The sequence below is a fragment of the Gammaproteobacteria bacterium genome (genome assembly GCA_013816845.1).
Lineage (GTDB): Bacteria > Pseudomonadota > Gammaproteobacteria > DSM-16500 > DSM-16500 > Aquicella.
In genome coordinates this window covers 166,250-188,357 of sequence record JACDDU010000005.1, presented here as the reverse complement: position 1 = coordinate 188,357, position 22,108 = coordinate 166,250, and the positions used below count along the sequence as shown (strand labels likewise).

The following is a 22,108-nucleotide window of genomic DNA, read 5'->3' as shown; positions in this document are numbered from 1 at the left end:
CAGGTGCAAGCCCAAAAAGAGCATTTCCATTTTACTTTTGCCAACTTAGAAAGTCACTTTGAGCTTGCACTCTCGCTCGGTTATGAAGTTTTACGATGCCAGGACTACCTTGAACGAAAGATGACAACCCACAGCAAGTTATTAGTGAATCGTGTCGATATTGATGTATCGGTAAAAAAAGCAGAAAGGATAGCGAATATTTTTAACAAATTAGGCATTAAAGCGACTTTTTTTGTTCGTCTTCATGCTAATGAATACAACCCTTTCTCGTTTGAAAATTATCGAATTTTAAAATATATCAAAGAAACAGGGCACGAAATTGGTTATCATTCTGAAGTCAATGATGAAGCTGTCATCTGGAATGAAGACGCTACCCATTGCTTATGGCGTGATATCGATATCTTAAATAGAATTTTCGATATTAAAATTACTGGTGTTGCAAGTCATGGCGGTATGACAGGTCTTAATAATTTAGATTTTTGGAAAGATAAAAAACCGAGGGATTTCAATTTAGGTTATGAAGCCTATGACACTGAACCCGAGTTCGATTTATTTCACAATTCTTTATATGTCTCAGATTCCTGTTGGACATACTGGAAATGTTATAATAATGGCAAACTGATTGAAAATGATCATAGAAATCTAGGTGATCATCTTAAACAAGGCAAGCCCCTTGTTTATTCTCTTATCCATCCTGAAAATTATTTTAATCATCATTTTTACGAATAATAGGTAACAAATGATGGGCTATCAATTATCTGAACTTTGTAAATATATTAACGATGATTATGTATTGCATGGCAATGTTAATGAAATTCATGTAGAAAACATTGCAACGCCATTTACGGCTAATGAAAAATCTCTAGTTTTTATTAGTCCAACGCATGCTGATAAACAAAAAATGTTTAACGCCACGAAAGCAAATTTGATTATTTGTGATGATTCTATTCAATTTTGCTCAAAAACTAAAAAAAATTTGTTAGTTGTGCAAGACCCAAAGTATATCTTTGCTAAAATTGCCAATGCGTTTTTTGTAGAAAAACCCGCAAGCGGAATCCATCCGACGGCCATTATTCATCCGGAAGCAAAAATTGCAGAAGACGTATATATTGGTCCTAATGTTTATATTGGCAAATGTGAAATAAAAAAAAATACGATGATTTACGGCAATACTTATCTTTACGACAATGTATATTTAGGTGAAGGTGTGGTCGTGAACGCTGGCAGTGTTTTGGGCGCAGCTGGATGTGGACAAATAAAAGGTAAGGATAATATTTATATTCCTTTCCCTCATATCGGCAGACTCATTATTGAAAACAATGTTGAAATTGGTCCGCAAACTTGTATTGCTAGAGGAGCTCTGGGTGATACGATTATTAAAGAAAATACCGTCATCGATAGCCAAGTAAAAGTTGGCCATAATGTTGTGATCGAAGAAAATGTTATTATTCTTGCAAATGTTGTTATCGGTGGCAGTAGTATTATAAAAAACAATGTAGTTTTGGCTATTGGTGCTCACATATGTGATTACATTACGGTGGGTGAGCATGCTCACATAGGACCCGGTGTGATTATTATGAGCGATGTAGCAGCGCATGCTAAAGTGGTACCGCGGTTGCCACTAACCTTACCCAAATAAGATAATAGACCGTTTATAGTTAAGGACAAAGGAACAATGGATCATGTAGCCTTAAGAGGGTGTCTCCAGCACAGAGGTGACAGTCAATTTATTTTAGACGAATATACTAAGAAAACTTATACCTATGATGATTTTTATCAAGCTGCTTCAGCCATAGCTGGTTTTTTAAGAAAATTGGGATTGAGCAAAAATAGTAGGCTTTGCATTATCCTCGATAATTCTACGGAACTTGCCAAAATTTACTTTGGTTGTTTATATGCAGGTATTACCGTCGTTCCTATTAATCCTTCCTGGACTAACGATCAAGTTAATTTCGTTTTAGAAGATAGTCAGTCTGAGTTTGTTTTAACTGAATCCAAATATATTGCATTATTATCAAAAAACACAGTTAAACCCATTTTAATCAATCGGGATCCTAATTTATCAAACGATATCAATTTCTATAACTTTAGTGAGATGGAAACCTTTCCTGCACTAAATCCTAATGATTATTTAATGACAGATAATCAAGCTATTATTATTTATACTTCAGGTACAACATCGAGACCCAAAGGCGTCGTGCACACCCTTGGTAATTTAGTCGGTAACGGTAATGTATTTAATGACTTGATGAATGTAGGCCCAGAAAATAGATTTTATAATTTATTACCGATGACATATTTAGGCGGGTATTATAACCTTCTCCTTATTCCTTATTTGGCTAAAGCGAGTGTCGTTCTCACCCGAGCTTTTGATGCAAAAACTATTTTAGGATTTTGGGATAAAGTTATTGAGAATAAAATAAATACGTTATGGTTCGTTCCAACCATCATTGCTATTTTACTTAAAATTGATCGCAGTACGATCGCCTCAACTTATTGTAAAAACCACATCCTTCGTGCTTTTGTCGGCACAGCGCCTTTACCCACGACACTTAAGAAGGAATTTGAAAATAAATATGCAATTTCTCTCCTGGAGAATTACGGTTTATCCGAAACTTTATTTATTGCCATGCAAGGGGTAGATACTCCGCATACAGGTGTGGGTCAAGTTATCAAAAACGTTAAAGTAAAAATCGTTAATGAACATGATCAAGAATGTGCAGTAGCGGTAGAAGGGGAAATTATTGTCGAGACCCCTTTTGTTATGAATGAATATGTTGGTCAGCAACATCATTTTAATAAAAATAATCAAACATGGTTTTACACAGGAGATCAAGGCTATCTTGATCAAAACAATCATTTATTTATCACGGGACGTAAAAAAGATCTTATTATCAAAGGCGGGATTAATATTAGCCCAGCAGCTATCGAAGAAGTAATCTACACTTGTAAAGAGGTGGAAGAATGTGCCGTAGTGGGTGTGCCTCATGAAGTTAGCGGCGAAGAAATTGTTGCAGTGGTGAAATTTAAAAATAAAAATAATATAACGAATATTAAAACCCACATAGCCGAAACATGTCGTTCAAATTTAACTACGTTTCAGCAGCCCGATGCCATTGTTGAAGTTGAAGATTTGCCCCATACTTTCACGGGAAAAATCCAAAAATCGAAATTACGTGCCTGGTTGGTTCACTATAAAAAAGATTCACCCAAAAATACCATGCGTTCCATTGCGTTAAAGCAAAATACTTATTTTAAACCCTCTCAAATCGTCGAGCAGTGTAACCAGGCAATTTCTATCACATATAATAATTGGGTTTATGACCTTCAAAGACAAAATGTTGATGTAACCGTTCTGTCTTTAGGTGAAGCTTTTTTTGATATCCCTTTATTTGATTTTACGTCGTTGCCTTATCCTTCCTTATATCATTACAGCCATTCGCGCGGTATTCCCGAGCTACGCCAAATTTTGGCTCAATATTTTCAAGAAGAGTATGATGTTAAATTTGACCCACTCCATGAAATGATTATTACGGCTGGATCAAAGGTTGCCATCTATATGGTCTTATTGGCATTAATCAATCCAGGGGATGAAGTTATTATTCATGAACCTGCTTGGGTCAGTTTTCCAGAACAAGTAAAATTATGCCATGGCGTTCCTGTTTCTGTGCCTTATCATGAGAGTGTTTTTGATTTTGAAAAATATATTACGAATCGTACTAAAGTCTTAATTATTAATAATCCCAATAATCCTAAAGGCTCAGTCCTTTCTTTAGATGAGATTGCTCATTTATATAAGTTGGCAGAAAAATATAATTTATATATCCTATCTGACGAAGCCTATAGTGATTTTGTTGCAAACAAAGAAGAATTCATTTCCATTGGCAATTTTGACAAAGAATTAAAATTTACAATTATTTGTAATTCTATTTCAAAAAATTTAGGGATTTCCGGTTGGCGGATTGGTTATGTAATTGCTAACCGGCAGTTAATCAACCAAATTTTAAAACTGAATCAACATTTAATTACTTGTCCTGCCACTATTTTGGAATATTATATTACGGAAAATTTTTATAATATTTTAAAAGTTACTAAACCTCAAATCACTACTTTATTAACAAAACGTCAATCGGTTATCGAGTATATTAAGAAAATTGGCCTTAGCTGTTTAGAAGGTACTGCAACATTTTATATCTTTTTATCCATTGCAGGATCTAAGCTAGACTCTGATACTTTTTGCAAAAAATTATTAGAAGATTTTCGCATTGGTGTCGTTCCAGGTATTGGATATGGAAAAAGTTGTGATCAATTTGTTCGTGTATCAATCGGTGCTGAACCCCTTGATAAAATATTTGCAGCGTTAGATAAAATTAAAGCTCTGATTTTACTCACTCATGAATTACATCATCTTACTTCACAAGCGGAAGGCCTAAGCGCCGTTGGCACCGTTTAAGGAAATATTTTAATGCTTATCCATTCGTTACCTGATGAAAGAAATGCTGCTAACGGCTGTAGCCAATTAGTCCATGTGTGTGCAGATTTAAAGCCGCATGAATCAGCGATTATTATTTCTGATCATACGACAAAACATTTAGGCGTTCAGTTAGCTGCCGCTGCAGCAACTGTTTCGTCACATGTCATTCACAAAACGATTGCACCTGCAGCAATGCATGGTAAAGAACCAACTGACGAGGTTGCAAACCTCATGGCAAACGCCAATGTAATTTTTGGTATCACAAGCATGTCAATGGCGCATACTGCTGCACGATACGAAGCGACTCAAAAAGGAGCGCGCTATTTAAGCTTACCCGATTACACTACAGAATTATTAAAACGCCCTGCCCTCTACGTCGATTTTAGAAAAATTTCTCCGATTGCCGATCGTCTCGCTCGACTGTTTACAGTCGCGAATAAAATCCGAATTACCACCGAGTTAGGCAGTGATGTGGTTTTAACTATTTCGGGACGAACGGGAAATTCTGCACCAGGTTGGTGTTATGCACCAGGTGTTTTATCTTCTCCTCCTGATGCAGAAGCCAATGTACCACCTGTCGAAACAGAAACAACTGGCGTTTTAATTGTTGATGGCAGCATCCCTTGCGCGGAGTTGGGTTTACTCCAAAGTCCTATTGCATTGACCTTAAAAGGCGGCAAAATTATTGGGATAGAAGGCCAGCATTCGGCAGTATTAGAAGCACTCTTTGAACGCTTTCAAAATGATGCAGTTCGTGTCGCTGCTGAGTTTGGGATTGGATTGAATCCGGCAGCTGAATTAATCGGATCCATGTTAGAAGATGAGGGGTGTCTAGGGACAATCCATATTGGTTTTGGTTCAAATATTACCATTGGGGGGAAAAATAAAGTGCCTTTTCACTTGGATACTATTGTTAGGAATGCTTCTATTTATGTTGATGATGAAATCATTATGGAGAAGGGTACACTTTCGCCACTGTATGCAGGCAATGAATAAGGTTTTGAAGCCATTTTATGAATATTGAAACGATAATTGTGCAATATTTTTTAGAAAAAGATAAATACAATTTGATAGACCGCAAAGGTATTTTAGAATTTAACTACGTTGATAATCAATTTTTTGGTTCATTAGAATTTATTCAAATGATTGCCGAAATGGAAGATCATTTTGCTATCGCTTTTTCAGATGAGCATCTTAAGCATCCACAGTTTGAAACAGTAGGTGGCTTAATCAATATTATTAAAAGTATACAAAAGGAAGACCGTATTGAAAGTCGCACTTATTAATAATATGAATAATAATTTTTTTGCATTAATGCGATTTTTACGCGATAACGGCATTGATGCGGAATTATTTCAATTGGATGTATTAGATCCACACTTTAAACCGGAATGTGATACCTTTGATGATCTATCTGCAAATTCTACACTTCACACAGTGGGCAGTATTAGTTTCAGAGATTTTTATAAAATTCCTTTTTCTTTAAAATTACAAAAACAACTTCGTCTTTTTAAAAAAAAACTTGAATCATTTGACTTAATTATTGCTTGCGGCGGTCTTGCTATTCTTGAAAAAGCTAACATTCGTATTGATATTTTTATTCCGCACGGTGGTGATTTATATCAATCGCCTTTTATGTTTGATTACAGCATTAAAAAATATTTTCCCTATTCATATTTAATGGAAAAATATATTAAATATCAACGGCTAGCTATTTCGAAAAGTCGCGCTATTATTGCGCTTGCAAGTATTGATAGACATATGTTTGATGCTTTAAAGAAGCTACAGGAAAAGTGGATTGATTTGGCTATTCCCATGGTTTATCCCTTGCAAACTAGTCATACAAAAAGATGGGATTTTTTAAGTCAACATGATTTTGTTTTGTTTAGTCATGCAAGACAAGGTTGGAAAACCGCCTTAGATTATAAAGGCAATGATAAAGCTATTCGTGCTTTTGCTCAGTTTTTAAATCAACAAAATTCTTTTTATACACCGATTATGGTGTTATTCGAATATGGCCCTGATGTATCTGCTTCAAAAACGTTAGTAGAGAAATTAGGGATTAAAAAGCATGTGCGATGGATGCCAACGATGGAAAGAAAGTATATTTATGAAGGCTTACATAAAGCCTCTCTCGTTTTTGATTATTTTCATGATGAAGTCGTCAGTTTTGGTGGGGTCACTTTTGAAGGTTTTAGCTGCTCAGCGCCTGTCATTGGCAATAGCTTATTGTCGGCTGTAAAAGGTATCAATCATACGCTCCCGCTCATTCATGCATTTACTGAAGATGATATTTTAAAAGTTTTATTGGACTATAGTATTAATCCAGATAAATATATTCAGCAAGGCAAAAGTGCACGTCTCTGGTTTGATGAAAATGTAGGAGTGGGTCTTGCTAAAAAATATATTAATTTGATGGAGTATTTAGTGGCAGATAAAACAATATCATTGAAAGATCCTAGATTTCAATTGCCCCCGTTGCAACGTTACATAGGGCCAGATCATATCCAATGAATTTGATAAAAAATAATATATGGAACGTATTATTATACGGATGTGGTTTAGTTGTTGTTAATGGCTTATCATTTTTAATGTTGCCCTTTTATACCCGGCAATTTTCACCCGCTGAATATGCAGTCATCGTCTTAATATTTGTTTGCTTACCTTTTACTCGTTATACTTTGCCCTTAGAAGTATGCCAAGCAGCTCCTATATTTTCAGCCGATGATGAAAAAAATAGTTCTCAGTATATCTCGACAGGATTTTGGTTTACGCTTCTGATAAATATTCAGGTGTGTATATACTTTTACATTGCAAATAATTATTGGCATTTTTTAGATTTATCTTCTTTTCACCTCATCACGATCTTCATTTTACTCACCATTGATTGCTTATTTTATTTTACTTCAAATATATTACGATGGCAGCTTAAGCCCTTTAAATATAATGCAATTATAGCAAGCGCAGCAATTTTGGAAGTCGTTTTAACCATCAATTTTGTTCTCAATTTTCATTTAGGTATTTTTGGTGTATTTTATGCTTGGATATTAAGTCGGCTAACTGGATTGTTATTTGTTTTTTTATATACCAAGCAATTTTATACTCTTAGTTTTAATTTTCGTGTATTAAAAAAAATGCTATTTTTCTCTGCACCCTTAGCACTTTCAAATCTTTCTTATAATTTGAACCGCGCCTTTGATCGATGGATTATTGGCAATTTGATCGGGCTGACAGCGGTCGGTATTTATGGAGCGGGGGCAACAATAGGCGGAGTTATAAGTTTTATTATGGCGAGCCTTTCTGCAGCCCTATCTCCTATTATTTATAAAAATCATGAAAACAAAGATTCGCCGGTGCAAATTTTAAGATTATTTTATCTCGTACTTATTCTTTGCATGGTTGTGGCAATGAGCTTAGTTTTATTTAATAAAGATATTTTACATATACTGGTATCTCCAATTTATTATAGAGAACTTGCTGATCAATCTGTGGTCCCTATCATTATGTTAACCACTATTGTTTCTGGGCTTCATATATTTTCACCAGGCTTGAGTATTAAGAAAAAAACCCATTATATTATTTGGTTTAACTTAATTTCTTTTATTGTTAATGTGAGTTTAGCTTATTTGTTAATCATGCAGTTCAATATTACGGGCGTCGCTTTTGCTACGATGTTAAGCGTTCTAGTGAATACTTTATTATATATGGTGTATGGACAAAAATTTTATAAACTTCCTTTCCGTAGTTCACATTTAATATCGCTTGCTTTACTCTTTTCCAGTTTTTATGCAGGCGCGATTTGGTTAGGAAAGCAAGATTCACTTTTAACCTGGCAAGGGGTCTTTATTAAAAGTACCTATGGCTTATTATTTTTCTCTTTGTCACTGGTGCTCTTTTTACGTATCAATAAAAGTTTAACAGGTAGTTTGCAACGTAAGCATGTTTTCGCCTATCAATTCGCTGAAGAAATTCAATAATGTGCGGCATAGTTGGTTTTTTTGATCAAGTCAAAACTCATGATCGTGAAATGTTGCAGAGGATGACTGATAGCCAGAGGCATCGAGGGCCTGATGCTGAAGGTCATTTATTTGAAAAGCTTGGAAAGTTTCACATCGGTTTAGGCCATCGACGCTTATCTATTCTTGATACAAAATCACATGCCAATCAACCAATGCAATTTGCTTCATTGACCATTGTGTATAATGGAGAAATTTACAATTTTAGTGAAATAAGAATTGAACTTGAAAAAGCGGGCTACATTTTCTTTTCGGCAAGTGATACAGAAGTTATTTTAAAAGCTTTTCATTATTGGGGCGTTAAGTCACTTGAAAAATTTCGTGGTATGTTTGCTTTTTGTTTATATGACAGTGCTCAACAAAAAGCTTATTTAATTCGCGACCGCGTGGGTGTTAAACCCCTTTATTTTTTTTATCATCAACGTTCCTTTATGTTCGCTAGTGAAGTTAAGACGTTTTCATTCTCTCCGTTATTTAAAAAAACTTTGTCAGCCAACGCCATTAATTCCTATTTCCAATATGGTTATGTGGGCACACCTCATTCAATTTTTGAAAATATTGTGAAAGTAAAACCGGGTCACTATGTAGAATTTGATCTTCTTGAAAATACTTTTCATGAGCATCAATACTGGGATTTATCCACTTATTATCATTTGCCCAAGTTGGATTTAACTGATCAAGAGGCAACAGAGACGTTGCATCAACATTGTATTGAAGCTTTTTCTTTACGTATGGTTGCAGATGTGCCTGTTGGAATTTTATTAAGTGGTGGTATTGATAGTTCGCTTATTACTGCTATTTTGCAGAATAACACGACACGTCCTTTAGAAACTTTTACCATGGGTTTTGCAGATCAAGGATATGATGAAGCCCTTCATGCCCAGACAATTGCTGCGTATTTAGGCACAAATCATCATCACAAACGTTGTACCTGGCAAGATGCTGAGTCGGTCATTCTGTCACTGAGTACGATGTATGATGAACCGCTTGCTGATCATTCTGCCATTCCTACGGCTTTAGTTTCTGAATTTGCAAAACAAAAAGTGACTGTTGCTTTATCGGGGGATGGCGGAGATGAATTATTTTGTGGATACCCTTCTTATTCGATCAATGAAGCGCGGTTTAAAAACTTAGATCACATTCCCTTTAAATACCTTTTGGTTCATTTACTTAGTTTGATACCTGATCCTTTACTTGTGGGTTATCAGCTTAATTATGATTGGTATAATCGTTATCTCAAATTAAAAACATGCTTAGGTTCAAAAACGCTTGAAGCTAAATTTCAAGCAGTTATAAAAACATTTACTTATGATGACATTAAAAAATTATTTAGCAAAATATTACCTAACCATTCGCTTACCAAAAATTATGAAAATCTTGAGACCATTGAGCGAATGATGTTTTACGATTTTAAACATTATTTACCCGATAATTTAATGGTGAAGGTTGACCGCGCTACTATGCATTTTTCTTTAGAGGGAAGGGAGCCTTTACTTGATCATAAGATTTTAGAGTTTGCTGCTCGCTTACCCCTTCGTTTAAAGAAAAATAAATTAATTTTGAAAAAAATACTCAATAAATATTTACCGGCCTCGATGTTTGAACGAAAAAAACAAGGCTTTGGTTTACCCCTTAACGAATGGTTAAGGAAAGAATTAAATTATCTAATGAAGCGATATTTAGATGAAACCAATATAAAAAAACAGGGCATATTTGATCCGAAATATGTTAAAAATTTATCCCGCGCATTTAGTTTGAGTAAGACGCATGATCAGCGAGTTTGGACGTTAATTGTGTTCCAGCTGTGGTATGAAAAAAATTTTGCAGAGTCATTTTAGGATTGAAGGAGATTAACTATGGATCTTAAGCTACTAGAAATATTGTGCTGTCCTACTTGTCAAGCCAAGTTGAACTACAAAGCAAGCCAGTTCAATAGCAAAGGACATGTTGTCGAAGGCGAATTGTTATGCCCTAAATGTACTAAGGTTTATCCTATCATTCGTTCTGTGCCGCGTTTTATTTCGATGGACAATTACGCAGATTCTTTTGGTTATCAATGGAATTTATACAAATATACGCAAGTTGATCGATTTTCTAAAACTAAACAATCACAACAACGTTTTTATTTAGAAACAGGTTGGACAAAAGAGACAATGCAAAATAATTGGGTCCTTGAAGTAGGGTGTGGTAATGGCCGATTTCTGGAAGTTTCTTCAAGATCGGATTGTCAAGTTGTCGGAGTAGATATGAGCTCGGCCATTGATGCCGCGCAAGAGTTATACCAAGATAAGGATAACGTCCACTTAATTCAAGCAAGCATCTACGAGCTTCCTTTTAGAGAACAAACTTTTGATAAATGTTATTGTATTGGTGTCATTCAACATACTCCTAGTCCTAAAAAGTCAATTACTGCTTTGCAATCAGTTGTAAAAAAAAATGGCGAACTTGCTTTAACTATTTATGAACGGAAACCATGGACATTATTATATGGAAAATATTTGCTTAGACCGCTGACAACCCGCATTAACAAAAAATTGCTTTTATGGAGCATCAAGATTGTAAGTCCGTTACTTTTCATCATGACCGAAATTTTATTTAGAATTCCTTTCTTAGGTAAATGCTTTAAATTCATCATTCCCTACGCAAATTATGTTGAAATGACAGATCTATCGATGAAGCAAAGGTATGAATGGGCAATCCTAGATACATTTGATATGTTAAGTCCGGCTTATGATTCACCCATGACGGAAAAAGAAGTTTGCCAGTGTCTAGAATTATGTGATATTAAAAATATCACACGGTTACCTAATCCCGGAGTGAATGTAGTCACAATCAAATAACGAAAAATCAAAAATAGTTAGTTTATAATCTAACATTCTTAATGATAATATCCTTCTCATAAGTGGGTAAGGGACTGAATAAGCTTTAATTGGATGGAGATGAGGGATGTTATTTTATATAGATCATTTTATGGAAATCTGGTTATTACCCCCTGGGAATGTTCTATTATTAAGCCTCATTAGTTTTATATTATGGCGAATCTGGCCTGTTATGGGGAAAGTGTTTCTAACTGCTGCAATATTTAGCTTAGGAATACTTAGCATGCCGCTTATTGCTGAAACATTAATGCAGGGTTTGCAATCTCAATACGCACCTTTATCAATAGGAGAACTGACGGCCGATAAGTCGCATCAATCTGCTATTGTCGTGCTTGAAGCTGGATTAAATTATGCAACGCCGGAATATGATGCTCCTACCGTTTCAGAAAGCACGCTGTCGCGGATTCGTTACGCTGCCTTTTTACATCGGAAAACACAAATTCCAATTTTAGTTTCTGGAAATGATCCTTCCAGATTAGAATATAATCAAGCTGATTATATGGCTCAAGGTTTACAGGATTATTTCGGTGTGCCAACTCGCTGGAAAGAAGCGGGAGGCTATAATACTGCCCAAGAAGGTATATTATCAACAGAGATGCTAAAAAAATCTGGGATAAATAAAATATACCTCGTCACGCATGCTCTACACATGCCAAGAGCAATGTATGCCTTTCGTAACAAAGGAATGACAGTGATACCCGCACCAACAGGGTTTAGAGGTTTTGAAACTTCATTGGGTAAAATCTCCAAATTTTTACCCACCATGGATGCTTTAAACACAAGTGCCGTAGCTCTTCGTGAATATATCGGAATCGTATGGTATCAGTTATATTACCGTTTTTAACTGTTGGCTTACTCAGTATCTATGGAATGATTACCAAATGAGTATTGGATCAATTGAATGAATGAAAGAATGCGTAATGTTCTTATCATCACGGACTTATTTTATGCCTCGCCTAGAATTCCTGGCTTATGTAAATATCTAGCGGATTTTGGCTGGAAAGCAACTATTTTGACCGCGCCGCTGGGTAACACAAATAGAGAACGATTGGTTGTGCCAACCGATGATGCAGAAATTTTTGAAGTGCCTTACAAAGGTATGATTAATATTTGTAAAGGTATGATGGGACTTAAGCATAATCAAAGTGTATTTGCACAGTTAGGTCAAAAATTTCTCTCTGCGCGCGAAGAAACTTTAATGGAATCCGTTTTATTTAAGTTGTTTATCTGGGGCGCGACGCTTTTTGCTTATCCAGATGAGATGCGTGGGTGGCGGTTACCTGCCATCGCTGCTGGCAAGAAGCTTTTGCAGGAAGGGAAGTTCGACGCTATTTTATCGAGCTCTTTTCCCGTTACAAGTCATCTCATTGCCTGCAACCTTTCCCGATCTTTAAACATTCCATGGGTGGCTGACTTGCGAGATCTCTGGACGCAAAATCACAACTATCTTTATCCAAAACGAAAATTGATTGAAACGCGGTTAGAGAAAAAAACGCTTCATCATGCTGATGCGTTGTCAACGGTATCTAACTCCCTAGCGAAAAAATTACAGGATCGATACGAAAATAAATATATGTGTGTCATCCCTAATGGATTCGATTCGGCATTGATTAATGATCCCTGCGCGCCCCTAACATCGGAATTTACGATTACTTATACGGGACTTGTCTATCGAGGCAAGCAAAATCCAGGAAGATTATTTCAAGCACTGCATGATTTGTTTGAAGAAGGTAAGCTCGATTATCGTAAAGTCAAGGTTCGGTTTTATGGTGTGGTGCAGAAATGGATTGCTCAGTTAACTAAATTATTTGGCCTCGAAGAAATTGTTGTGCAGCACGGGCCTGTGCTACGCGATGATGTTATAGCCAGGCAGCGAGAATCGCAAGTTCTTCTTTTATGTGGTTGGGAAGAAGAGTATGAAACAGGGGTGTTGCCCTTGAAAATGTTTGAGTATTTCGCTGCGCGACGTCCAATTATTGCAACAGGAGGAACACCTAACGAGCAATTTCGCAATATATTGGCACAAACCAAAGCCGGGCATGATGGCATAACCCTTGATGATATTAAGCATATTCTTTATGAATATTATTGCAGTTTTTTAACAAGCGGAGCGGTTGCCTATCAAGGCATACCATCTGAGATGGATAAGTATAATCATTATGAAATGGCAAAAAAATTTACGCACGCTCTTAATCAAGTTGTTTTAACAAGAAACCAACTCAATTAGATTAACTAAATACTTCAAGATAATCACTAGCGGCTTTCAGTAAATTGTCGTGATGCCCAATATCAAGCCAATATTCATGGATAGGAAATGTTGCCACATGAAACCCTTTTTTTACTAAGTGATTGAGTAAATGTGGCATATCACAATAAGTATTAAAATTAAGGTGGCGGAGTATTTCAGGTTCTAAAATATAAATGCCCCCATTAACAAAATAATTTTTTATTGGTTTTTCTTCGATATCAATCAACCTTGAATCCATTTCATCAATATGAACCAGTCCGAAAGGTATTTTACTTTGGTGCTGACGCACACAAATGGTGGCTATGGTTTTATCTTTTTTTTCCTGGTGAAAATCAAGAACATGACCAAAGTTAATGTTTGTTAAAATATCTGCATTAATGACGAAAAAAGGTTTATGTTCAAGGAAAGGTAATAAACTTAAACTACCAGCCGTGCCAAGTTCCTCAACTTCTTGAATATATGAAATATTAATACCCCAGCGTTCTCCTGTACCAAAATAGTCACGAATCATTTCAGATTTATAATTCAGGGAAAAAATATAATTTTTAAAGCCGCTTTTAATCAAGTTTTCTAAAAGTATCTCTGCAATCGGTTTATTACCAATTTTGATTAATGGCTTAGGGCAGTCCAGCGTTAGGGGACGTAACCTTTTCCCCACACCACCCGCCATTAAAATGATCCAATTATCTCGGGTGCGTTTTTCAAAAAAACTTTCATAAGTTTCTAAGCCGATGACTTGGTTGCGACCATCAACGATTGGGATATGCAAAATATTGAGAGCGTGCATGCGCATAAGAATTTGTTCTTGGCTTTCTGAGATGTTAGCAAAGACAGGATTTTTATTCATAATCTTATCAACGGTCGCTTCAAGCGGTGCATGTTTCAATAAATACCTTCTGATATCACCATCCGTAATGATACCAAGTAACCTTTGATTTTCATCAACGACTAATAAGACACGTAGAGACTTTGCATCTAGCAATTGAATGGCAGTGATGATCGGCGTATCAATGCGAATGAGTACATCTTTCCAATGGCACACCGCCTTGTCCATAAACACTCCATTTTAAGGTTTAAAGTTAGCTCTTATCCCTAAGACGCTAATATATCCAATAAAAAAATCCAATGCTATAATTCTTGCCGGCTAAACGTTTTGCCCTTATTTTACGAATTTAAGATCAATGTTAATTAGGTTAAAAAAGGCATTTTACGATGGGCAGGGATAAAGTTTTTATTATTGCTGAGGCGGGTGTTAATCACAATGGCGAACTTGCGGTTGCGAAACAGCTGATCGACGTTGCAGCTGATGCGGGCGTTGATGCGGTTAAATTCCAACTATATCGCACGGAAGAATTGGTGGTTGCCCAAGTTCCTAAAGCCGATTATCAAATAAGGAATGCAAAAGATAAAACTGAAACTCAATTTGCAATGTTAAAAAAATTGGAATTCAACAACGAACAATTTTCTGAATTAATTCAATATACGAAATTAAAAGGCATTCAATTTTTATGCTCGGCCTTTGATCTCAACAGTATTGACCGGTTAATTCAATGGGGGCTTACCACGTTTAAAATTCCTTCGGGCGAAATTGATAATCTTCCTTACTTACGAAAAATTGGAAAGTTAAATCAGCGCGTGATTTTATCAACAGGAATGAGCTCATTAACTGAAGTAGAACAAGCGCTTAACATTTTGCTGACGAGCGGTACACAGCGTAACAATATTACCATTCTTCATTGTACAACTGAATATCCGGCTCCAATTAACGAAATAAATCTCAAAGCCATGGTAACCATTCGAGAGACATGTAATATAGCTGTAGGATACTCCGATCATACTTTAGGCATTGAAGCCGCGATTGCAGCTGTTGCCTTGGGTGCAATGATCATAGAAAAACATTTTACGCTCGATAAAACAATGTTAGGCCCGGATCATCAAGCTTCTTTAATCCCCTCTGAACTTAAAGAAATGGTTTCATGCATACGCAACATCGAATTGGCTTTAGGGGATGGTATTAAAGTACCAAGTCAAACAGAAATAAGGAATCGAGATATAGCCCGCAAAAGTATTGTTGCCAAACGAAAAATCATGATGGGTGAGATATTCACAGAAGATAATTTGGCAATTAAGCGAGCTGGGAAGGGAACCTCCCCAATGATGTGGGATGCAGTCATGGGTCAAGTTGCGCAACAAAATTATTCTCAAGATGACTTAATATGAAACGTAAAATTTGTATAGTGACTGGCACCCGTGCGGAATATAGCTTATTAAAACCGTTGATTGAATTATTTAATAATGAAAATCATTATGACGTTCAACTCATTGCAACATGCATGCATTTGTCTCATGAATTTGGTTTAACTGCCACCGAAATAGAAAACGATCAATTACCCATTGCAGACAAGATTGAAATGCTACTTAATTCCGATACAGCTTGCGCCATTTCTAAATCCATTGGCATAGGCGTCATGTCTTTTGCTGATTCGCTTCGCCGTTTAGAACCCGATTTACTTTTAGTCGTAGGCGATCGTTTCGAAACATTAAGTGTGGTAATCCCTGCTTTTATGATGAAAATTCCGATTATTCATTTGCATGGTGGCGAAACGACAGAAGGTGCTTTTGATGAAGGCATTCGTCATTCCATTACCAAGATGAGCCATCTTCATTTTACTTCCACAGCCTTACACCGCCGACGCGTTATTCAGCTAGGAGAAGATCCTGACCGTGTCTTTAATGTGGGGGCGATAGGAGTAGAAAATATAAAGAAATTAGTATTAATTCCTAGAGCAGAATTAGAACGTCAGCTTGATTTTAATTTTCTTGAAAAAAATATTTTAGTTACTTTCCATCCCGTTACTTTAGAAAAAAGTAGTTCTGAGAAGCATTTCAATAATCTCTTGTCGGTTTTAGATCAATATAAACAGCTGGGAATTATTTTTACTAAGGCAAATGCTGATCCAGATGGCAAAATAATTAATTCAATGATTGATAAATTTGTTCATAAAAACTCTACTCGGGCCCAATCATATATCTCAATGGGTCATGAAAAATATTTAAGTGCAATGAATTATGTTGATGCTGTTGTGGGAAATTCTTCAAGTGGTATTATTGAAACACCCAGCTTAAAAAAAGGGACGATCAACATTGGTGACCGGCAAGCGGGCCGGAGTCAGGCAACAAGCATTATAAATTGTCCTCCAGAGGCAGCGGATATTGAGGCTGCTTTTGAAAAATTATTTTCTCACGACTTTCAGGCTCGACTTAAAGATGTCGTGAATCCTTACGAAGGGCAGGATACAAGCAAAACAATTTATAATCACATCCATCATTACCCTTTTGCTCAAAGAGCTTTAAAAAAGAAATTTTATGACGTTCAATTCTAAAATGCGCCATTTAGCAATTATTCCTGCGCGCGGTGGTTCCAAGGGATTCCCTAAAAAAAATATGAGGGTATTGCTTGATAAACCAATGATTGCTTATAGCATCGAAGCAGCTCAGCAATCAAAGTGTTTTGATAAAGTAATCGTGTCAACAGAATGTGACGAAATAGCGAAGATAGCAAGTGCTTTTAAAGCGGATGTTCCCTTTGTCAGACCGAAAGAATTGGCAACCGATACGGCTAAAATTTTGGATGTCATTTTGCACACCCTTGATTTCTTCGAAAGTAAAAATCAGTTTTATGATATGGTCACGTTATTGCAACCCACTTCACCGCTAAGAACGGCAGAAGATATTCGTTTGGCCATGCAATTATTAGTTGAACGCGAGGCTGAAAGTATTGTTAGTGTTTGTTCCACCGATCATTCACCCTTATGGACTAATGTTTTGCCAGAAGATCAGAATTTAGAGCATTTCTTAGATCCCAAAATAATGCAAAAGAGGCGTCAAGAGTTACCAGCTTACTATCGGATTAATGGTGCCATCTACATGATTAAAACTAGTGTTTTAAGAAAGGCACGTTCTTTTTATACCGCACAATCCTATGCTTACGTCATGCCACGCAATCGTTCCATTGATGTCGATGAAGCATTAGATTTTTATTTATGTGAAACCCTTTTGATGAATAGATAACCTCATGCCGCACCCGATTCGTCTTATTGCCCGCTTAGACATTAAAGGACCTAATCTTGTTAAAGGCATTCACTTAGAAGGCTTAAGAGTCCTAGGAAGGCCTGAAGAATTTGCAGAATATTATTACAAGCAAGGCATCGATGAATTATTTTACATGGATGTGGTAGCCAGTTTATATGAACGCAACAGCTTAAGTCATATGATAGCTGATCTTGCGAAAAAAATTTTTATTCCGTTAACCGTGGGGGGCGGGATTCGAAGTCTTGAGGATATTCATACGGCTCTTAGGTCAGGTGCCGATAAAGTTTGTATTAACACTGCAGCCATAAAAAATCCTGATTTAATTAAACAAGCCGTTAAAAAATTTGGTTCTTCAACCATCGTTGTTGCCATTGAGGCAATCCGTCAACCTGAAGGTCATCATTTAGCCTATATTGACAATGGCAGAGAATTTACAGGTGTTGAAGTTATTAGCTGGGCTAGAACGTTAAGTATGCTAGGAGTAGGTGAGCTTATCATTACTTCAGTGGATCATGAGGGAACTGGTTTGGGGTTTGATATTAACTTACTAAAAAGCATAACTGATGTTACCGAAGTGCCCATCATAGCGCATGGAGGAGCCGGTAAAGCAAATGATTTAATCGATCTTTTCACTCAATCAACCGTATCAGCTGCAGCAATTGCTTCAATCCTCCATTATCATTATCTCACGGAAGCTCGAACGAAACTTGCGTCCCCTGAAGAGAGTAAAGAAGGTAATTATACATTCTTAAGAGGGAGTGCAAGCAATTCGAAGATTAATCCGTGTGATCCCGCCACGATAAAAACAAAACTTATCGATGCCGGCGTTTTCTGTCGTGTATAAAAGAGTGAACCTTGCCTTGGAATGGGTATTTTGATATAACTAGCCAATATTTAAAATGGCTGAGTCACGCCAAAAGGAAAAATATTATGGAAGAAAAAAATGTTCTTAAAGGAAATTTTGAGACCAAAAAAAAAGTTATCCTTGAAGAAAATCCGCAAGACAATCTTACAAACAGTCAACAAATTGCTAAAGATTTAAAAGAAACGGTTCTCCAAGCCTTGGGCGGCAGCATGGTGTACGTTGAGCGTACAAATTTATCTTGGGATGGGAATTCAGATAAAAAAGGTGAATAAAGATGTCTTCACTTTCTGTAGAATTCGAAGAAATCTTGAGTCAATTGAGTTTAGCTAATTTAAACAAACTCGAAGCAACTTTACTCGCCAACGCCAAAAATAACTTACCCTATTGTGATAAAAAGTTAGATCATTTACGCGCTTTGCTCCCACCCCAAAAACAAGAAAGCGCGATCATTATCAGTGCAGGCCCCAGTATACATCGTCGAAAATCGATCCAATGCATTCTTGATTCGTCCTATGAGGGATGTATTATTGCGGTGGATGCCGCCTATGTTGCTTGTTTACGCGCGGGTTTAATTCCTGACTTTGTCGTATCACTTGATTCTCATGCTACGCGCATGGTGCGCTGGTTTGGCGATCCCAACCTTGCTGAAAATACCAAAAATGATGATTATTTTAAACGTCAAGATTTGGATGTAGAATTTCGAAAAAATGCTGAAACCAAAAATCAACAAAACATTGAATTGGTTAATCGTTATGGGCATCTCACTAGAGGCATTGTTTCTTCCTCAATTCCTTCTAATGTTTTAGATCGATTATTACAAGCTAAGATGGATCTTTTTTGGTGGAATCCGTTAGTCGATGATCCTTATTCTGAAAATAGCTTAACCAAACGCTTATTTGAAATCAATCAACTTTCAGCTTTAAATACCGGAGGCAACGTAGGCACATCAGCGTGGGTATTTGCAACGGATGTTTTAACTATTCCTCACATTGCGATGGTTGGAATGGATTTGGGATATTATGCCGATACACCTTACACGATGACCCAAACTTATCCCCAAATCGTTCAATATAATGAATCGCCAGATCAATTGGACAAATATTTTGTTAACTATCAATTCCCACTCACCCAAGAAAAATTTTATACCGATGTGACTTATTATTGGTACAGAAGAAATTTTTTAGAATTGCTGCAACAATCGAAAAGCCGCACCGTTAATTGCACGGAAGGGGGAATATTATTTGACGACAGGCTGCCTTGCATTTTTTTGAAAGATTTCTTAAATGGTTAAAATTCTTTTTATTAATCCTGTTATACGCGAAGAAGATAATCCTAAACATATTCCTTATGGAATTGCTTTGTTGGCAGCGATTGCAATTAACGATGGGCATCAAGTTCAAGTTTACGATGCGAATGCGTGGCGTAAAGGAGATGAAGTCTTAGAACAAGTATGTGCAGCAGACGATTGGGATATCATTGCGATTGGCGGGTTGACTACTGCATTTGGTTATATCAAAAAGGCATGCAAAATTGTACGCCGTATTAATCCGCAAACTTTTATTCTCGCTGGCGGTGGTTTTTTAACGAGCATGCCTCGGGAAATAATGGATTGGATGCCTGAGATAGATTTGGGTGTAGTGGGTGAGGCTTTTGTAACCTTTCCAGTGGTATTGCGTATGTTTGACGAGCATAAATTAATTAAAATACCTTTGGATTTTCAAAAAACATTGGGCATTATTTATCGCAAATCAAATGGCACGCCCGTTTTGAATGGTGTCCGCCCCAATATTCCTAACTTAGACGCGCTTCCCTGGCCTGCATGGGAATTATTTCCACTTGATATTTACTTTGCTAATTCTAAATTACTCTTTAGCGAAGAATCATTTACCTCCAAACGTCGTTTAGATGTTAATGGTAGCTTGGGGTGCAATCTCATTTGTCGTTACTGTTGGCATTTAGGTACAACGGGCGATATGGTCATTGAAGAAAATGAAGATGGCATTAATGATGTTAGGTTTACCTACGGTAGAAACATTCGTTATCACTCGCCTGATTACATCGTTAACATGGTGCAATATCTTAGAGATACATATGATATCGACTTCATTAGTTTTATTGATGAAAATATGATGACAATGGATGCTTATAGTAAGAGAACATGGATTTTCGATCTATGTGAAGCATGGATTGCAGCGGGTCTACAGCCCACATGTCGAAGTAAAGGTATTCCGCATGATGATAGTTGCAAGGGTGTGCATTGGGGTGGCACGAGTCATGCAACCTTACATCGAAAAGAATCCCTGGAACACATGTTTAAAGCAGGATGTTCACAGTTAGTTTATGGATTAGAAAGTTTCGATCGAGACATTCTCAAAACACTTGGAAAAGGCTCTACACGAGAAAAAAATATAAATAGTGTTGCCATTTGTCAGTCTGCAGGAATCAATCCAATTCCAAATATTATTATAGGTTTTCCCGAAGAAACATTTGAAAGCATTCGCAATACCATCACCGCTTTGTTGGAACTTGGTATTCATGCTAAGCCTCATTTTGCAACGGCCTATCCAGGTAGTGAATGGTATTACGATTATAAAGACAGCATTATTGAACAATATAAAGGTAATTTAGAGGCATATATCGCAGATCTTGGTGATGCAACCAAAATTACAGCAACGATCTCACATCGATTTTCCGCGATGGAGTTGTTAGGTTTGCAAAAGATTGTGGAACTCCGTGACTTGCGGTTGCTTGAATTAACACAAATACATTGGAATGAAGCTGACCAGTTTATGAAACCTTTAGCCACGCCCAAAACATCTTTCAATATGGTAAAAAAGAAAATTCAAGCCCCCTTAGCTAAAGTTGTAGGTTGAATTTAAGCGAGGAAAGTTGCATAAAATTCGTATAACTGTTGTTGATTATCAGATGAGTAATATTTTTAGCATTAAAAATATTTTTGATCATCTGGGATTTCAAGTTAATTTAAGCTCCTTGCCTGAGGATATTATTAAAGCAGATGCACTCGTGATTCCGGGCGTCGGGGCTTTTGGCCAAGCCATGACAAATTTAGCAACTTTAAATTTGCTTGAACCCATTAAGGCATTCATTCATTCAGGCAAACCTTTTCTGGGTATTTGTTTAGGCTTGCAACTACTTTTCACGAAAAGTTATGAATTTGGCGTTCACCCCGGTTTAAACCTTATTGAAGGCGATGTGATTAAATTTCCCGCTGAGATTGCGGGGAATAATATGAGAATTCCAAATGTAGGTTGGAATTCTATTTCGCAAAACAGAAATTGGCAGCACACACCGCTTGAGAAATTAAAAAATAATGAGTTTCTTTATTTCGTCCATTCTTATTATGTTAAACCTCGTGAGGAAAAATACATTTTATCAACCTCACAATTTGGAGATTTAAACTATTGTTCATCGCTAATTAAAGATAATATATTTGCAACGCAATACCATCCTGAGAAGAGTGGCGAAGTAGGATTGGTCATTTTAAATAACTGGATACAACAAATAAGATAATTT

Annotated in this window: 20 protein-coding genes; 19 read left to right on the top strand and 1 reads right to left on the bottom strand. The window is 36.6% G+C overall.

The window, feature by feature from the left end; translation table 11 throughout:
• The first annotated feature begins 3 nt into the window (after window positions 1-3).
• The 11 genes from H0W64_10590 (at window position 4) to H0W64_10540 (ending at window position 13,596) form a co-directional block, all read left to right on the top strand.
• The gene (locus H0W64_10590; GenBank protein MBA3662168.1) at window positions 4-729 is read left to right on the top strand and encodes a hypothetical protein; all 726 of its coding nucleotides are present in this window, start codon (window positions 4-6) and stop codon (window positions 727-729) included.
• A gap of 10 nt (window positions 730-739) precedes the next feature.
• Window positions 740-1,639 (top strand): hypothetical protein, encoded by a 900-nt coding sequence (locus H0W64_10585; GenBank protein MBA3662167.1) that lies wholly within the window; start codon window positions 740-742, stop codon window positions 1,637-1,639.
• A 36-nt stretch (window positions 1,640-1,675) separates the two neighbouring features.
• Entirely contained in the window at window positions 1,676-4,453 is a 2,778-nt protein-coding gene (locus H0W64_10580) for an aminotransferase class I/II-fold pyridoxal phosphate-dependent enzyme (GenBank protein MBA3662166.1), read from the top strand.
• A 12-nt stretch (window positions 4,454-4,465) separates the two neighbouring features.
• A complete protein-coding gene (locus H0W64_10575) occupies window positions 4,466-5,470 on the top strand; it encodes a hypothetical protein (GenBank protein ID MBA3662165.1) in 1,005 nt (334 codons plus the stop codon).
• Window positions 5,471-5,487: 17 nt separating this feature from the next.
• Complete coding sequence (locus H0W64_10570; protein ID MBA3662164.1) at window positions 5,488-5,760, top strand: hypothetical protein; 273 nt, start codon at window positions 5,488-5,490, stop codon at window positions 5,758-5,760.
• Window positions 5,741-6,988: a hypothetical protein gene (locus H0W64_10565; GenBank protein MBA3662163.1), complete on the top strand. Its 1,248-nt coding sequence runs from the start codon at window positions 5,741-5,743 to the stop codon at window positions 6,986-6,988. The genes H0W64_10570 and H0W64_10565 overlap by 20 nt, the downstream gene beginning before the upstream one ends.
• A complete protein-coding gene (locus tag H0W64_10560; GenBank protein ID MBA3662162.1) occupies window positions 6,985-8,451 on the top strand; it encodes an oligosaccharide flippase family protein in 1,467 nt (488 codons plus the stop codon). Before H0W64_10565 ends, H0W64_10560 begins: the two co-directional genes overlap by 4 nt.
• A complete protein-coding gene (asnB, locus tag H0W64_10555; GenBank protein MBA3662161.1) occupies window positions 8,451-10,328 on the top strand; it encodes an asparagine synthase (glutamine-hydrolyzing) in 1,878 nt (625 codons plus the stop codon). The genes H0W64_10560 and asnB overlap by 1 nt, the downstream gene beginning before the upstream one ends.
• An 18-nt stretch (window positions 10,329-10,346) precedes the next feature.
• Window positions 10,347-11,330: a methyltransferase domain-containing protein gene (locus tag H0W64_10550; GenBank protein ID MBA3662160.1), complete on the top strand. Its 984-nt coding sequence runs from the start codon at window positions 10,347-10,349 to the stop codon at window positions 11,328-11,330.
• Between the two features lie 106 nt (window positions 11,331-11,436).
• On the top strand, window positions 11,437-12,213 hold the full coding sequence (locus H0W64_10545) for a YdcF family protein (GenBank protein MBA3662159.1): 777 nt from the start codon (window positions 11,437-11,439) through the stop codon (window positions 12,211-12,213).
• Window positions 12,214-12,270: 57 nt separating this feature from the next.
• Complete coding sequence (locus H0W64_10540; GenBank protein ID MBA3662158.1) at window positions 12,271-13,596, top strand: glycosyltransferase; 1,326 nt, start codon at window positions 12,271-12,273, stop codon at window positions 13,594-13,596.
• 1 nt (window position 13,597) lies between these two features.
• On the opposite strand, the gene H0W64_10535 is transcribed toward H0W64_10540, so the two are convergent.
• Window positions 13,598-14,671 (bottom strand): CBS domain-containing protein, encoded by a 1,074-nt coding sequence (locus H0W64_10535; protein ID MBA3662157.1) that lies wholly within the window; start codon window positions 14,669-14,671, stop codon window positions 13,598-13,600.
• A 158-nt stretch (window positions 14,672-14,829) separates the two neighbouring features.
• Here H0W64_10535 and neuB point away from each other — a divergent pair, with 158 nt between their 5' ends.
• The 8 genes from neuB (at window position 14,830) to hisH (ending at window position 22,105) form a co-directional block, all read left to right on the top strand.
• Window positions 14,830-15,837: an N-acetylneuraminate synthase gene (gene neuB / locus H0W64_10530; GenBank protein ID MBA3662156.1), complete on the top strand. Its 1,008-nt coding sequence runs from the start codon at window positions 14,830-14,832 to the stop codon at window positions 15,835-15,837.
• Entirely contained in the window at window positions 15,834-17,000 is a 1,167-nt protein-coding gene (gene neuC / locus H0W64_10525) for a UDP-N-acetylglucosamine 2-epimerase (hydrolyzing) (GenBank protein ID MBA3662155.1), read from the top strand. Before neuB ends, neuC begins: the two co-directional genes overlap by 4 nt.
• 1 nt (window position 17,001) lies before the next feature.
• Window positions 17,002-17,688: an acylneuraminate cytidylyltransferase family protein gene (locus H0W64_10520; GenBank protein MBA3662154.1), complete on the top strand. Its 687-nt coding sequence runs from the start codon at window positions 17,002-17,004 to the stop codon at window positions 17,686-17,688.
• Between the two features lie 4 nt (window positions 17,689-17,692).
• On the top strand, window positions 17,693-18,553 hold the full coding sequence (gene hisF / locus H0W64_10515; GenBank protein MBA3662153.1) for an imidazole glycerol phosphate synthase subunit HisF: 861 nt from the start codon (window positions 17,693-17,695) through the stop codon (window positions 18,551-18,553).
• Between the two features lie 86 nt (window positions 18,554-18,639).
• Complete coding sequence (locus H0W64_10510; protein ID MBA3662152.1) at window positions 18,640-18,846, top strand: hypothetical protein; 207 nt, start codon at window positions 18,640-18,642, stop codon at window positions 18,844-18,846.
• Window positions 18,847-18,848: 2 nt separating this feature from the next.
• The gene (locus H0W64_10505) at window positions 18,849-19,865 is read left to right on the top strand and encodes a motility associated factor glycosyltransferase family protein (GenBank protein ID MBA3662151.1); all 1,017 of its coding nucleotides are present in this window, start codon (window positions 18,849-18,851) and stop codon (window positions 19,863-19,865) included.
• Window positions 19,858-21,447: a B12-binding domain-containing radical SAM protein gene (locus H0W64_10500; GenBank protein MBA3662150.1), complete on the top strand. Its 1,590-nt coding sequence runs from the start codon at window positions 19,858-19,860 to the stop codon at window positions 21,445-21,447. Before H0W64_10505 ends, H0W64_10500 begins: the two co-directional genes overlap by 8 nt.
• A 52-nt stretch (window positions 21,448-21,499) precedes the next feature.
• Window positions 21,500-22,105, top strand: coding sequence for an imidazole glycerol phosphate synthase subunit HisH (gene hisH, locus H0W64_10495; GenBank protein ID MBA3662149.1), 606 nt, complete (start codon window positions 21,500-21,502; stop codon window positions 22,103-22,105).
• The last annotated feature ends 3 nt before the right edge of the window (window positions 22,106-22,108 follow it).